The 15188-nt window shown below is 61.8% G+C and carries 13 protein-coding genes; 5 read left to right on the top strand and 8 right to left on the bottom strand.

What is annotated here, in order from left to right:
- Window positions 1–110: 110 nt before the first annotated feature.
- Complete coding sequence (locus LAN64_15945) at window positions 111–482, top strand: response regulator (protein ID MBZ5569330.1); 372 nt, start codon at window positions 111–113, stop codon at window positions 480–482.
- Window positions 483–915: 433 nt separating this feature from the next.
- Here LAN64_15945 and recR read toward each other — a convergent pair whose 3' ends face one another.
- The 4 genes from recR to LAN64_15925 all read right to left on the bottom strand — a co-directional run bounded on the left by recR (window position 916) and on the right by LAN64_15925 (window position 6827).
- A complete protein-coding gene (recR, locus tag LAN64_15940) occupies window positions 916–1515 on the bottom strand; it encodes a recombination mediator RecR (GenBank protein ID MBZ5569329.1) in 600 nt (199 codons plus the stop codon).
- 126 nt (window positions 1516–1641) lie between these two features.
- Window positions 1642–1953: a YbaB/EbfC family nucleoid-associated protein gene (locus tag LAN64_15935; GenBank protein ID MBZ5569328.1), complete on the bottom strand. Its 312-nt coding sequence runs from the start codon at window positions 1951–1953 to the stop codon at window positions 1642–1644.
- A gap of 107 nt (window positions 1954–2060) precedes the next feature.
- Window positions 2061–3893: a DNA polymerase III subunit gamma/tau gene (dnaX, locus tag LAN64_15930; GenBank protein MBZ5569327.1), complete on the bottom strand. Its 1833-nt coding sequence runs from the start codon at window positions 3891–3893 to the stop codon at window positions 2061–2063.
- Window positions 3894–4058: 165 nt separating this feature from the next.
- Entirely contained in the window at window positions 4059–6827 is a 2769-nt protein-coding gene (locus tag LAN64_15925) for a protein kinase (GenBank protein MBZ5569326.1), read from the bottom strand.
- 205 nt (window positions 6828–7032) lie between these two features.
- Between LAN64_15925 and LAN64_15920 the strand changes: the two genes are divergently transcribed.
- A complete protein-coding gene (locus LAN64_15920) occupies window positions 7033–7389 on the top strand; it encodes an STAS domain-containing protein (GenBank protein MBZ5569325.1) in 357 nt (118 codons plus the stop codon).
- Between the two features lie 77 nt (window positions 7390–7466).
- Here the strand turns inward: LAN64_15920 and LAN64_15915 are convergent, their stop codons facing one another.
- Complete coding sequence (locus tag LAN64_15915; protein MBZ5569324.1) at window positions 7467–7682, bottom strand: hypothetical protein; 216 nt, start codon at window positions 7680–7682, stop codon at window positions 7467–7469.
- 142 nt (window positions 7683–7824) lie between these two features.
- On the opposite strand from LAN64_15915, the gene LAN64_15910 reads away from it, so the two are divergent.
- The 3 genes from LAN64_15910 (at window position 7825) to LAN64_15900 (ending at window position 10972) form a co-directional block, all read left to right on the top strand.
- A complete protein-coding gene (locus tag LAN64_15910) occupies window positions 7825–9915 on the top strand; it encodes a prolyl oligopeptidase family serine peptidase (GenBank protein ID MBZ5569323.1) in 2091 nt (696 codons plus the stop codon).
- A 90-nt stretch (window positions 9916–10005) separates the two neighbouring features.
- Window positions 10006–10323, top strand: a complete 318-nt coding sequence (locus LAN64_15905) for a hypothetical protein (GenBank protein MBZ5569322.1) — start codon at window positions 10006–10008, stop codon at window positions 10321–10323.
- 1 nt (window position 10324) lies between these two features.
- On the top strand, window positions 10325–10972 hold the full coding sequence (locus tag LAN64_15900) for a glycerophosphodiester phosphodiesterase (protein ID MBZ5569321.1): 648 nt from the start codon (window positions 10325–10327) through the stop codon (window positions 10970–10972).
- 51 nt (window positions 10973–11023) lie between these two features.
- Here LAN64_15900 and LAN64_15895 read toward each other — a convergent pair whose 3' ends face one another.
- The 3 genes from LAN64_15895 to LAN64_15885 form a co-directional block, all read right to left on the bottom strand.
- The gene (locus LAN64_15895) at window positions 11024–12427 is read right to left on the bottom strand and encodes a sigma-54 dependent transcriptional regulator (GenBank protein ID MBZ5569320.1); all 1404 of its coding nucleotides are present in this window, start codon (window positions 12425–12427) and stop codon (window positions 11024–11026) included.
- Window positions 12428–12534: 107 nt separating this feature from the next.
- Entirely contained in the window at window positions 12535–13632 is a 1098-nt protein-coding gene (locus LAN64_15890) for a hypothetical protein (GenBank protein MBZ5569319.1), read from the bottom strand.
- 706 nt (window positions 13633–14338) lie between these two features.
- Complete coding sequence (locus LAN64_15885; protein MBZ5569318.1) at window positions 14339–15061, bottom strand: XcyI family restriction endonuclease; 723 nt, start codon at window positions 15059–15061, stop codon at window positions 14339–14341.
- Between the last annotated feature and the right edge of the window lie 127 nt (window positions 15062–15188).

Here is a 15188-nt window from a genome sequence, read left to right as displayed (position 1 = left end):
GATCGCCGGCCGCTGCCGAGCGATTGCTATAATTGAAATTTGCACTAGCTGCGGCGCCCGACTATCGTATGGGCCGGGAGCGTGTATCCTACAGAGAGGCAACGTCTCGGATGACGGGTACGAAGGGCAAGCCTAAGGTGCTGGTGGTAGATGACGAGCACGTCATCGCCGACACACTGGCCATCATCCTCAACCAACATGGTTTCGACGCGTCGGCGGTCTATACCGGGACGGCGGCGGTAGAGCGCGCCCGCAGGGTTAAGCCCGATCTCATCATCAGCGACGTCATCATGCCTGACATGAATGGCATTGAGGCGGCCATCAACATCCGCAAATTTCTCCCCGCTTGCAAAATCCTGCTGTTTTCGGGACAGGCCGCCACCGCGGATTTGCTGGAGAGCGCCCGTTTGCAAGGTCACGAATTCGAGATCCTCGCCAAGCCCGTACACCCGCAGGACTTGCTGGCGAAGCTGCGCGGCTAACCAGATCACTCCCGAGAAACGGAAGAACTGCCGGGCCCAAAAAGAAAAACCGGGCTGGTTCGCCCGGCCTTTCTTCTTGACCGCCGAGGTTGCGTTTACAACCGCGGCGGCAGGGACGGCGAGCAAGTAAGGTCGCGGTTTGGGTGACCCGCCATTCCCGTTAAGAAACTGTTGCCCGCCCCGGCTCGGAGCGGGATATGATGCCTTGGTACGTGCACGCGGCGTGCCAGTACAAGATTGATGAATCGCCTATGGCATGGCTCGTAAGTAAATGAAAACAGGGACGGGAGTCATTCGCAAGATCGACAAGCTGTCCCCGCAATGCAACTAAATGTCACATGTTTTGCACAGCGCGCGGAAGGATCTTGGTCATTTGTGAGGATTACATTCCTGACGCCTGAAGTCCGGCGACTACCCGCCTGAAGCCTGCCTCTCAGATTTCCCGTCGCCCCTCGAGGGACTTCAGCATGGTGACCTCGTCGGCGTATTCGATGTCGCTGCCAGCGGGAATGCCGGTGGCGATGCGCGTGACCCGCACTCCAGGCCGTTTGATCTGCTGCGACAGGTAAACCGCCGTGGCCTCGCCTTCAACCGTGGGGTTGGTCGCCAGGATGACCTCGTCCACCTCGCCGGCATCAATCCGCCGCACCAGGTTGGAGATGCGCAGGTGCTCCGGCCCTACCCCGTGCAGCGGAGAGACGGATCCGTGCAGGACGTGGTAGACGCCGTTGTACTGCCGTGTCTTTTCGATGGCGGCGATATTGGTGGGCTCCTCGACCACGCACACCAGGCGCTGGTTGCGCGTGGCACTGCTGCAATAGGAGCAGGGATCGACGTCGGTAATGTTGTTGCACACCGAACACAGCCGCAGCCGGGCCTTGATGTCGCGCACCGCGCCAGCCAAGGCCTCTGCGTCGTCGTCACTGGAGCGCAGGATGTGAAACGCCAGCCGCTGCGCGCTCTTGGCGCCGATGCCCGGCAGCTTCATCAACTCGTCAATTAGTCGAGCCATCGGCTCGGCAAACTTGGTCATTTAGTAATTTCGTGACTTTGTAATTTGGTAATTCAGGCGCTTCGGTACTTCGAGTGCAGACCCGGAATTCAAGCTTATCCGCGCACTCGAGAAATCATCCAATTACCCGATTACCAGATTAGCAAATTAAAACGGCATTCCCATCCCACCGAGCATGCCGCCGACCGTGGACTGCATTTGCTCGTCCACCTTGTGTGCGGCGGCGTTGACCGCGGCGGTCACCAGGTCTTGGAGCATCTCGACGTCGCCGGACTTCACCGTCTCCGGGTCAATGGTGATGGAGATCACGTGCTTCTGCCCGTTCATCTTCACCGTCACCGAGCCGCCGCCGGAGGAGGCATCGACTACGATCTCCTGCATCTTGCGTTGCAGGTCGTCGTACTGCCGCTTGGCCTGCGACATTAATTCCTGAAGCTGTTTTGGATTGAATCCGACCATATGAGTTCCGAGTTATGAGTGTGAGTTATGAGTTGCGAGTTTCGCTTCTGAGTTAACGCCGTTGCTGTTCCAGTTTACGACGCGCGCGACTCGGAACTCGCAACTCGTTACTTCCTCTCCCGATGATCAATGACCGTACGTATCTGCGCGCTGAACTTCTCCTGCATGCGCCGCACCACGGGATCATCGGCGGCGCGGCGGCGCGCTCCCGGACCATTCGTCGGACGAGGCGCCGGTCGCGTTCCGCCATTGGTGGCCGCACCACCCACCACTTTCACTTTGATCGGACGCCCCGCGGCGCTGCTGGCCGCTTGGTTCGCCACGCGCTGGGCCTCGGCGTTCATCGACATGTCCGCCACCGTCTGCGTGACCGACACTTTGAACACCAGCGTAGCGCCCTCCAGAGTATAGGTACCAGGCTCAAGGATGCTGGACCCCAGTGCCCGAAAGTCGGCGTTCTCCAGCGCGCTCAGGACTGCCTTGCGCACCACCTCAGCGGAAACCTCTTCCAACGACTCCGGCGCGCTCTCCACCGCTACCGCCGGTTCGGCAGTCGCCGCCTGGTACTCCACCGCATGTCCGCCGCCGCGAACCGTGGAAGTTCCATCCGGCGCGCCACTAGTCTGTGACTTTGGCGTCCGCGGCGGATCCCATTCGGGCGATGCCGCACTCTTCCTCGCCCGATCGATCTCGAACGGCGACGGCTGGGACGTGCCGGCTGAACCTGAACCGGCGCGACTAGTTCCGGCGCGGCCCGCGTCTCCGATCCGGGTACGCGGGTCAGAGGCCCGCACAACAGTTGGCGTGGGCTGCGCTTCGCTCAAGATCTGCTCCAACGGCAACAGCCGCTGGGCGTGCACCAACTTCAGCAATCCCAACTCGAGATGAAAACGTTGCTCCTGCTTGTATCCCAGCTCACTGTGCGTCCGCAGCATGATCTGTAGAAAGCGGGCCAGGTCTTCTTCGCTGAACTGCTCGGCCACGCGCCCAACCCGCGCCCGCTCGTCCGCTGAAATCTGCAGCAGTGGCGACTCGGTTCCCGCCACCTTCGCCACCATCGCATTGCGCAGAAAGCGCGCCATCTGGCGCGCGAAGTGCGCTGGGTTGTGACCCTCCGTGAGCAGCCGGTCCACTTGCTGCAGCACATCCTCGGCGGAATTCCCCGCGACCGCGTTCATCAGTCTTTCCAGGATTTCCGACGGCACCGCGCCCACCAACTGCCGCACCATGTCCGCGGTCAGCCGCTCGCCGCAGCAGGCAATCGCTTGGTCCATGATGGAGAGCGCGTCGCGCATGGAGCCGTCGCCGGCCTCGGCCAGCATGGCGAGGGCGTTGTCGTCGGCGGAGACCCGCTCCAGCGAGGCGATGTCGCGCAACTGCTTCACGATCTCGTCAAAGCGCACGGCGTGAAAGCTGAAGTGCTGACAGCGCGAGCGGATGGTTTGCGGAATGTCCTCCGGCTGCGTGGTCGCCAACATGAAAATGACGTGGCTGGGGGGCTCTTCCAGCGTTTTCAGCAACGCGTTGAACGCGGCGTCGGTAATCTGGTGCGCTTCATCGAGGATCCAGATCTTGAACCGGTCGCGGGCCGGGCGATAGCGCGCTGCCTCGCGCAGCTCGCGAATCTCGTCAATCCCGCGGTTGGTGGCGGCGTCAATCTCGATGACGTCCACGGCATTCCCGGCGCGAATCTCGGTGCACGACTCGCACACCCCGCACGGCTCCGCCACCGGGTGGTCTGCCGAGCGGCAATTCAGCGCCATCGCCAGGATTCGCGCCACCGTGGTTTTGCCGATCCCGCGATGCCCGCTGAAAATGTATCCGTGTGCAATCCGCCCCCGCTCGATGGCGTTCTTCAGGGTGCGCGTGACGTGCTCCTGCCCGATCACGTCGGAGAAGCGCTGCGGCCGGTATTTGCGTGCCAGGACCTGGTAGGCCATCGGGAATCCGATTTTATCAGTTATCGCTGGTGAGGTCTGAGTTGTGAGTGGTGAGCGGGAAACACCTCGCTACACCCAGTCTCATAAAATCTTTGGGAGATTCCATTTGGAAGTTGCCGCACCTGCTCTCGTGATTAGGCGAGTCAGCGTGGCGGCGCCGAAAGTCTATTTCACACTCAAGGCCGTCGCCCGCCCCGCTAGCGCGCGCTCCAACTCCGTGAACAACGCTGTCGCCGATTGCGGACGCCGCTCTGGTTCCGGCGCCAAGCTGCGCGTGAAAAATTCCTGCCAAGACCCTGGCGCTCCCGGCAGGTGAGTCGCCACGGGCGTAAAGCGTCCGCCAAGCAACGCCTGCCATTGCGGTGAATCCCCTATGGGAAACGGCAATTGCCCCGTCAGCGACTCGTAGATCACGACGGTCAGCGCCCACAGGTCAAAGGCCGGAGTGGGAACGCAGCCCCGCATTTGCTCGGGGCCCATGTAGGGGAGTGTGCCTATGACCATGCCCGCTCCAGTCTCGCGCGTGACCTGGGTGTCTTCGGTGACGGTCCTAACCAAGCCGAAATCGAGGATTTTCGCGACCTCGCCATCGTCGCTACGCGCCAGGAAAATGTTCTCCGGTTTCAAGTCGCGGTGGATCAGCCGGCGTCGATGACCGGCTTCCACAGCAGCGCAGACGCCGCCAAAAAGCCCAAGCACCCGCTCGGCGGGCAGGCGTCCTGCGCGCTGGATTTCCTCGCGCAGCGAACAGCCGTGCAGCAGCTCCATGATCAGGTAGGCGCGCGAACCGGCCAGGCCGTAGTCATAGATGGTAACCACGTTCGCATGCGAAAAGCCGGCGGCCGCCTGGGCTTCCTGCCGGAAGCGCTGCGCTGCGCTGGTGCTGCCGATCAATTCCTCACGGATCAGCTTGGCGGCGACGTCGCGCTCCAGCGCGGTATCGCGCGCCGCGTACACCGCGCCCATGCCGCCACGCCCGATACGTCGGTCGAGGCGATAGCGGCCGGCAAGCAAGCGCGGCGCCGCCACTACTGTTAGTGGCGCACCATCTTGAGCGCATACCGACGACTCCGGCCCGCTACACCAGCCGCACTGCGGGCATTCGTGGAATGCATAGTCGGCGGGCACGCTGACGGCCGGCCGCTCCAGCAACAGCCGCAAACTGCCCGCCAGCGACAGCAGGAACTCCTTGTCCTCTCCGCTATACGGCTCTTCCGACCGTTTAGGCCCGAGCATCAGCAGCATTTCCCGCTGCCCGAGCGATAGCGCCACCGGAATGATCAGGTCCACGCGCGCGCTGTGCAGCCACTGCGTCTCGCTGGGTGGCAGTTGGTCCCTGAGCCAGCTCGATTCTCCGCTGGCGATCTCCAGCGGTTTGGCCAGCAGTCGCAGAATGCCAATCAGCTTGGCTTCTGCGTCCATGCGTGACGGCGTCGCCGAGGCTGGCGCGCACGCCACCGGCCGATATGCCGGCTCTGCCGCCTCACGCGTCAGCAACGTCACGTACTCGGGATGCAGAGCTGCTTCGATCTTTGCCGTAACCGTGGACGTTACCGCCTCCACGTTCGCCGCTCCGTGCACATCGTCCAAAACTTCGCGCAACAAGCGCTGCGCATCATAGCGCTCGCGGAAAAAGCGGCGATCCAGCGCGGCCAGCCATTTGTCCTGCTGGGTGTGGGCGAACGCCGCCAGACTGCCGAGCACGATGTAAATCCACCCGCGCTCGCCCACCACTTGCCCGACCGTTTGCTGTCGGTGGGTCATCAGGTCGGCTACCAGGAGCACGGTCATGAGCGGCGCCAGCGCCAGCAGCGCCCGGCGCGCCACCGCGTACTGCAATCCCTGGCGAATCATGACGCTCACGTCGAAGACGCGATGGCGCAGCACGGCGTAGGTCATGCAGGCGGGTGATGCCAGCATGAGCAGGATGAGCAGCGGTCCGAGCACGGGATTGGCAAAGACCCGAGCCACGGGATGATTGGGGTCCACATCGAAGGCAATTAGAAACGGAATTAACACAATCCAGGAAAGAGCAACTCCGGCAACCACGACCCGGACCCGCCGGCGCTCGTTAATGTCTTTGAGGCGCCGGTAATTCATGATCAGCGCGACGATGGCCGCGGCGGCGGTCAACAGGAAGATCCTCATCGCGGCTCGCCACAGCCAATCCGGCACGTTGTCCCGCAACGCTTCCGGGCGGTACGCCACCGAGTACCAAAACGGAAGCGAGAGGACCGCCAAGGTCAGCAAGGGCGCCCACGCTGCTACATAGGGCCAGGGTGAACGGAACAGCCGGCGCGGAAACATGGCACAGAAGGTGAAGAGAATGGCCGCCATCAAGAAGGTGTTGCAGTAAAAGGGCAGCGCCATCAGCAGGCCCGTCCCCGGAGGCAGATGTCGCAAGGTGGCTGCCATCCCGGTGTTGAGGATGGCCGTGGCGCCGGCCCAGCAGGCCAGCGACCAGGCAGCAAGAAGCGCCACTTTGTCGCGCGGCCGCTGCCAGAGGATAAGGAACACCAGCACGATGGTTACCAACTTCGCGGCTACGACGAACGGGAACATGAAGCCGGGGATTGTGGCGACCTTGCGCACGTGCTGGATGGCGATCAGTTGCGCCGAGAATCGCTTCCCGGCGCGCTCCACCTGCAGCAGCTGCGGCTGGTTGAGTTCCACCTGCGTCCGCGCAGCGACCCAGCCCATAAGGCTTCGCAAAGGAATCCCGTCAGCGCTGATCAGGACGTCGCCGGCGCGCAGCCCGGCTCGGTCGGCTGGTCCACCGGGCTCGATGGTGAGCAGGACCATCCGTTTCTGCGGGAAATCAAAAGTAGCCCCGATCGGTTCAGGTCCGAAGAGGTTTACATAGAGCGCGAAGGCGCCGTACAGGACAAAGGTCGAGGCCAGGAACCACACCCACCAGGGCGCGCGCTCGCGCATAAGCGCCTCCGCTGCAGGCAGTATACAAACGACAACAACTACAGAGCTAGAACCAGCCTCCTGTGTTTGGAATTCGTTTTATCGCGGGCAAAATCCATCTCGGGAATCAAAACTCGGGACTCACGACTTGCAACCCTCTCCTCTTGCATTCCGCCCCGGGGAGGGCTACATTTTTGCCGCTCGGGTTTTGCGGTGGAGGTGTGGTATGACTCTGAAGCTCGGCACCCGCATGATTGACGGCATTACCGTGGTGGACTGCCATGGGCGCATCATCTTTGGCGACGAATCGCTCATGCTGCGCGAGACCGTCAAGGAACTGCTGAAGACCTCCAGGGACATCGTCATCAATCTGGCGGACGTGAACTATATCGACAGCGGCGGCCTCGGCACGCTCGTCGGCCTTTTCACCTCCGCCCGCAGCGGCGGCGGCACGATCAAGCTGGCGAACCTGACGCACCGCGTCGGCGAACTGCTCCAGGTCACCAAGCTGCTGACCGTCTTTGAAGTCTTCGATGGCGAGGACAAGGCCGTCCGGTCATTCCGCAAGGGCGCCGTCGCCTGATGAACAAGGATTTGAAAATGAAGAAGTCAGAAGGAGAATTACTTCTGACTTCTTACTTCTGACTTCTTATTCTCCTCCTACTCCTGGCATCGGTGCTCAGCGATGTGGCGCTCGATGCTCTCCGCCAGCCGGTTCAGCTTGCGCTGCAGAAAAGGAACGTACTCGCTCTTGCCTGACGGCCGCCCCTGGCGTATGTGCGCTGCCTTGGCGAGCGCTTTTTTGCGCTGTTCGTCAATCTGACTCTTGAGCTTCGTTGCCTGCTTGCGCAACTGCAACAGTTCGTGGCACGCCATGCGCGCGAGTATAACGTGACTTCCTCCCGTTTGTGACCGTGGCCGAGCCAACAAATCCGGCTCAGATAGCGTGTCGTCGATACACCGATAGACTGTAAGCCTCTGGTATCATCTTGCGTTCCCACCTCGGAGGACCTTGCTCATGCCATTGTCCCGCGTCAGTCGCTTCATCGTCGTCATCACTGTCACGGGCGCGTCGCTGTTCGCCGCCGACCAGCAAGCGCCCAAGCCGCCGGCCACTCCGGTTCACGACGCCACCGACACCTACTTCGGGGTCGCCATCAAGGATCCCTACCGCTGGCTCGAGGATCAGAACAGCCCGGCGACGCGCGCCTGGATTGACGCCCAGAACTCCTACACGCAGAAAGTCCTCTCCGCTTACACCGGCCGCGCCGCGTTGCGCGAACAGATCGCCAAGGTGATGAAGATCGACAGCATCAACACGCCGGTTCGCCGCGGCGACCGCTACTTCTACCTGCGCCGCCATGCCGACCAGAACCTGGACATGCTCTGCGTGCGCGAAAAAGGCAAGGAAACCGTGCTGGTGGACCCCAACACGCTCACGCCCGACGCCAGCACTTCGGTGGTCATCGAAGGCGGCTCCGAGGACGGCAAGCTGCTCGCCTACGGACTGCGCAAAGGCGGCGCCGACGAAACCACTGTTGCCATTCTCGAGGTCAGCAGCCGCCGTCCCTTGCCCGACACTTTCCCCGCCGCGCGCTATGGCAGCTTTGACATCGCGCCCGACCACAAGACGATGTACTACGCTAAATACACGCCGGGCATCGGTCCGCGCGTCTATATGCACATCATGGGAACCGACGCCGCCGCCGACAAGGAAATCTTCGGCCACGAGTACGGCGTCGGCGAATATATCGGCACGGACCTGTCGCCCGATGGCCGCTATCTTGTCTTCCAGGTGGGCCACGGCTCAGCCGCGGAAAAGGTTGAACTCTACTTCCAGGACCTGCAGGTCGGCGGTTCGGTTCGCACCATCGTCAACGACATTAACGCCGCATTTGACTTCGACATTGCCGACGACCACCTGTTCGTCAAGACCAACTGGGAAGCGCCCAACGGCCGTATCCTCGACATTGATCTTCGCAACCCCGCGCGCGCGAATTGGAAGACCATCATTGCCGAGAGCGCTTCGCCGATCGAAGATTGCGTCGCCGCCGGCGGCAAGTTGTTTGTGACCTACCTGCAAAATGTGGTGACCCATATCAAGGTTTTCGATCCCAGCGGCAAGTTCGTGCGGGACGTCGAGCTTCCCGAGATCGGCGCCGCCTTGGTGCGCGGGCGCTGGAACCAGGACGAAGCTTTCTACAGTTTCAGTTCCTTCTCCACGCCGCGCGCCATTTTCAGCTATTCCGTTTCCACCGGGAGGCAGAGAGCGTGGGCGCGCGTCACCGTGCCCATCCCGACCGAGCAGATTCAGACCGAGCAGGTCTGGTACGAATCCAAGGACGGCACCCGCATTCCCATGTTCCTGGTCTTCAAAAAGGGAACTGTGCCGGACGGCAAGCTGCCCACGCTGCTCACCGGCTACGGTGGCTTCCGCGTCAGCCTGACGCCCAATTTCTCCGCCACGGCTGCGGTCTGGGCGCTGAACGGCGGCGTCTACGCGCGTCCCAACCTGCGCGGCGGCGGCGAGTTCGGCGAGAAGTGGCACAAGGCCGGTATGCTGCAGAACAAGCAGAATGTTTTCGACGACTTTCTTTCCGCCGCCGAGTGGCTGATTGCGCACAAGTACACCGACCCTTCAAAACTCGCGATCAGCGGCGGCTCCAACGGCGGACTGCTGGTCGGCGCCGCCCTCACCCAGCGTCCGGACCTGTTCCGCGCCGTGATTTGCGACTATCCGCTGCTGGACATGCTGCGCTACGAAAAATTCCTCGTCGCTCGTTTCTGGGTGCCGGAGTACGGATCGGCCGCGGAAAGCGCCGAACAATTCAACTACCTGCGCGCCTACTCGCCGTATCAGAACGTCAAGCCCGGCGCCAAATATCCTGCCGTGATGTTCGTCACCGGCGATTCCGACACGCGCGTGGCCCCGCTGCACGCGCGCAAGATGGCGGCGCTGCTGCAGGCCGACAACGGCGATAGCAATCCCGTCTTGCTGCACTACGACACCCGCGCCGGTCACGCCCGCGGCGGCATCGCCATCAATAAGCAGATCGACGACCTCACCGATGAACTGGGATTCCTGCTGTGGCAGGTAGGGGCGAAATGACACCCGGTCGTTGGCTCTGGGTGGTTCGCAAATGCTGGCGCATGGCCGCGAACGAATAACGACCAACGACGATTCTGCTATCATTCTCCTATGGCCAAACACACCGCCAAACCCGCTCCCGCGTTCGAGCTCGGCTGCCCCTGCTGCGGCGCGGTGCTGAAGGTTGACCCGGCCACGCAAGCGGTTATCGCCCACACCGCTGCCGTCAAACCCAAGACCTTCGCCGATCTGGAAGCAGCCGCGCGCGCCATGAAAGAGCAGGAAAGCCGCAAGGAATCGCTCTTCCAGCAATCCGTGCAGGCGCAGAAAAACAGCGCCGACCTGCTGGAAAAGAAATTCCAGGAAGCCATCAAGCGGGCCAAGGAAACGCCCGACACGCCGCGCATCCGCGACTTCGACCTCGACTAACTTGTTGCTGCTCGGCCACCGCGGCGCCCGCCGTTATGCTCCCGAAAACACCTTTGCCGCCTTCGAACTCGCTCTCGCGCACGGCTGCGACGGCTTCGAACTCGACGTTCGCCTCACCGCCGACCGCCGCTGCGTCATCTGCCACGGCCCACGCCTCGCCGGCCGCGACATCGAGGAATCACGCTACCAGCAACTGGCGCCCGGGACGCCCTGCCTTCCCGAGGTCCTGGCAAGATTCGCTCCGCGCGCTTTTCTCGATATCGAACTGAAGGTCACCGGGCTGGAAGCCGACGTTGCCACCATGCTGCGCGAGTGCCCGCCCCAGCGGGGTTACTTCGTCTCGTCCTTCCTGCCGCAGGCGATCGAGCGCCTCTACGCCACCGACCAAACTCTCCCGCTCGGCCTGATCTGCGACTCGCACCGCCAACTTGCCGCGTGGACTCTCCTGCCCATCCATGCGCTGTTTCTCGAGCGCCGCCTGCTCACACCGGGAATTGTGAAGACGCTTCGTTCCGCCGGCAAGAAGGTATTTGTCTGGACCGTAAACCACGAGCGCGAAATGCGCCGCTGCGCCGGCCTGGCAGCTGACGGGATTATTTCCGACGACACAAAACTTCTCGCGGAAACTCTGAAAGAAACGAGGGTTTGAACCGGGTGGAGCAGGGCGATATTAACTCCGCCTGAAACTCGCGCCTGAAGCCTATTCTGACGCCGTCTCGACCTTGTCCTCTTCCTGCTCCTTCTTAAGACGCCGAAGAATCGAGGTGGGATGAATACCCAGGATCCGCGCCGCCTGCGCCTTGTTGTTTCCCGTAAGCGTCAGGACCTCGTGGATGTAGCGCTCCTCCAACTCGCGCAGCGTGACCCACTGCTGTCCGGTCGGGGAAAGGTCCATGTGCGAGGGCTCGTGCGTCTCCACCGGCTCGGAATAATCGCGAATCTCCTCCGGCAGATACTCGGCGTCAATGTCGCCCTCGGGCGCCAGGATCATGGTGCGTTCGATCACGTTCTTCAGCTCGCGGATATTTCCCGGCCACAGATGCCGCTTGAGCAGCTCCGCCGCCGCCGGCGTGAACCCGGTGAAGCTCTTTTTCATCTCCTTGTTAAAGCGCTCCAGCAGTGCGACCGCCAGCGGCAGTATGTCCTCTTTGCGCTCGCGCAGCGGCGGCAGGGTGATCGGCAGCACATTCAGCCGGTAAAACAAGTCTTCCCGGAACTGCCCCCGCGCTACCGCGTCCTTCAGGTTGCTATTGGTTGCCGCGATGATGCGCACGTCCACCTTGATCAGCCGCGTCCCGCCCAGCCGCATGAAGGTGCCTTCCTCCAGCACACGCAGGATCTTGGCCTGCACGCTGGCCGACATGTTGCCGATCTCGTCGAGAAACACCGTGCCGCCCTGCGCTCGCTCCAGCAGGCCTTCCTTGCGGCGGCGCGCGTCGGTGAAGGCCCCCGGCTCGTAGCCGAACAGTTCGCTTTCCAGCAGCGTGTCCGGCATGGCCGCGCAGTTCAGCTCCAGCAGCGGCATCTGCGCCCGCGGACTGTTATAGTGCAGCGCCTTGGCGAGCACGCCCTTGCCGGTTCCGCTCTCGCCCAGAATGAGGATGGTCGTGTGCTCCGACTGCGCCGCCTTCTCGCAGATTTCCAGCAGGTGTTGCATCTCCGGATTAATGGTTTTCACCATCCCGAAGTCGTAGCGGCCCTTCGCCGTCTCCACCGACTCGCTTACGCGCACGCGCAGCGCCAGCATCTCCAGAGCACGCCGGATGGTGTTCACCATGTCGGCGAGGTGGAAGGGCTTGCTCAGGTAGTCATGTGCGCCCAGCTTCATGGCCTCCACCGCGCGGTCGATCATGTGGTAGGCGCTCATCATGACCACGATCGTGCCCGGGCTCTGGCGCTTGATCTGGCGCAGCACTTCGATGCCGTCGATGCCGGGCAGCACCACGTCCAGCATGACCACCGCCGGATGCTCGCGCGCGAAGATTTCCAGCGCCTCTTCGCCGGTCGTGGCAAGGAAGACTTCGAACCCTTCATCGCGCAGCGCCCGCGAGATGGTGCGCAGGGTTAGCGCCTCGTCGTCCACAACCAGAATCGAATACGCCATCGCGTTCGCCTCGTTTTACTCAACTCCGTAACTGCGTAATCGGGTACCTGCGGAATCGGAAAACTTCTGAACGTGCGGTTCGATTTCCCGATTACCCGATTCCGCAATCATCCGACCACCAGATCGCCCGACGACTCCGGCTGCCTTTCAATCTTTCCTTCCTGCCGGATGGGCAGCACGATGCGCACGGTCGTGCCGCGGTCGGGAATGCTCTCGACCTTGATGTCCCCGCCGTGGCTGCGCGCGTAGGCGTGACTGATACTCAGGCCCAGGCCGGTGCCCTTGCCGCGCTTGGTGGTGAAGAACGGCTCCAGCACGTGCGGCAGGATATCGGCGGGAATTCCGCTACCGGTGTCCGACACGGAAAGCTCCACACTTTCGGTGAACTTGAGTTTGTGCACGTCGATGGCGATGCTGCCGCCGTCGGGCATGGCTTCCGCCGCGTTGAGCAACAGGTTCATCAGGATCTGCGAGAGCTGGTTGGAGTCGGCGGTGATGGCGGGCAAATCGTGCGCGATGAGAGTCTCCAGCTTGATGGCCCGGAACATCGGCTGGTGGCGCAGGAACGCCAGCGTGTCCTCCACCAGACGGCCGATATGGATCTTCGTGAGCTGCAGCGGGCCGGGACGCGCGTAGTTGATCAGCCCGCGAATGGTGGACGAGATGCGCTTGGTGCCCGCGATGCACTGCTCGATCTCCTCGCGCCGTTCGGGATCATCCGTCGCTTTCCACTCCAGCTCGAGGTGCGACAAAATCCCGAGCAGGGGATTGTTGATCTCGTGGGCCGCGCCCAGCGCCAGTTGCGCCAGCGCCGCGTATTTTTCGTAGGCCGCGAGCTGTGCCTCAAACTGCATCTTATCGCGCGCCAGGTTGCGCTCGGCGTTAATGCGGTTCACCAGCTCTTGCTGCGCCAGATCGCGCTCGCGCTCGCGATATTCGACCAGCTCGCGCAGGTGCGCGATCTCCGCCCACGCTTCCTTCTTTTTTTCCAGGCGATGCTGAGCGGCGGCCAGAGCTACTCCCAGGGCGATCACCAGGGAGGGCAGAGTCCAGAGGTAGAGATGCGGAATGTCCACCCAATCGGGCGGGACCAGCAGATAGAACACTCCCAGCACGACGACGGCGAGCACGGCGGCGATGGCAAGCATCTCCAGACGCACGCGCGCGTCGGAGCGAACCTCGCGGCCTAAGCCGTTTTCGCCCATAGCTTCTCATCATAACCGTTGTCCCCGCATCTTCAATAACCTGGAGGGCCCACGCATTCCCCATGCATAGAAACTTGGGGGTTGGCCCACCCCTTTCCGTCAAAACAAATGCTGCGGTTGCCCCACCCTTGTCTCGCCTGGGAGGAGCCTGCACTGAGCGGATCAACGCGCGAGACAGGGTCCGGAGTTTTCGCCTTCCCGCTCCCACCTGTCCCTGTGGCACACGGGGAGCAGGCCCACGCTTTCCTCATCTTGTTGCCGTTGCCGACGAGAACATGCGGCATATCGGACCTTGATCGCGCGTCCCTCCGGGACGCTTGATGGCAGCCCAGCGATTAATCGCTGGGTTAGCATCCCAAAACTCAGTCAGTCCGGCAGGACGGTTGAAAAACAATGACCGCCGCGGCAAATTTTAATTGATCTATGGGGGTTTCTCGCCTTCCCGCTCCCACCTGTCCCTGTGGCACGAGCGCCCTCGCGTGTGCAGAGTCGTGAGCTCGCGAAGCGAGCGACAGAACCTAGCCCGACACGTCAGTGCCGGGAAGACTCACAATAAATCTTGTGCGTGGCGGTTTTGCAAGCGCACAGCTTTCACCCGTACTGCCTGGAGCGAGCGGTTTTGACTTTGGGTCGCGATCAGGCCCCTTTGAGGGGCCCGCGACCCGTAAAGCCTCCGGCTCTGCCGGAGGATACTTACCGCGGAAAGCTACTTTGGTGATCCAGCAGTGGGTGTTCTTTGGTCCCTCACAGGTATGCCAACCGCGCCAGCCAAGCGCTGGCGAAAATTCTCCCAATCCTTGCCATGTCGCGCAAGAATCTCTGTCACGTCAAACCAGTGGTTAGTTGTTGGCGATTCGTTTTGGAGTTTGAATATTTCCAAGCCTTTCTTGGAAATCACCGTCCAAAATTCAGGGAACCCAAATCTCTTGGCCTTCTGGTGTGACTTCTCCGCCTCGCCAGCGCGGTTGTGGGCGTTGCTTACATCCGTGCCGCCTTTCACCTCGATTGCGACCCTGTGGTGCGTACGGTCAGCCACGACTTCTTGAATCGAGACATCCGGGTCGTGCGAGAGGGAAATCAGCACAATTCGCCCCGCCGAATTTTCTACTTTCAACCTACTCTCGCTTCGCTCCACGATATGTTTTCCGACGATTTCAGCGATGACCAAGAACACTTCTTTCATCGCCTTCTTGCCAATCAGCGTGTTGTTGGAACCTTGCAGTTGGGAACCGTACGTCAGCAGTGGCAGCTCGCGCAGGTCACGCTCGGTGAGCTTAGGAATCTGTTTAACCAGTTCGGCTAATTGTTGCCCCATTGCCCTGCAAAACGCGGGCAGTTCCTGTTTTTGTTTTTCGCTGATTACGCCGCTTTCCTCCATGCTCTTGAATCGGCCCATGCCGGTAGTGCCTTTGTAAAAACGGTTCTGCACAAGAATCTGGTGAACTGCGCATTCTATGCGGCTTTCTGAAGAACCAGGAATTGGGTCTTGGTGGCGGCCAGCCGCTGCGCCTTGAGCAGCAGGTAGTTCAGGTCGCGGTAGCCGCGGCCACGACGTA

It is taken from the genome of Terriglobia bacterium (assembly GCA_020073185.1).
GTDB lineage: Bacteria > Acidobacteriota > Terriglobia > Terriglobales > Acidobacteriaceae > JAIQGF01.
Note: the sequence above shows the minus strand (reverse complement) of the source record. Positions and strands in the feature narration are given on the sequence as shown.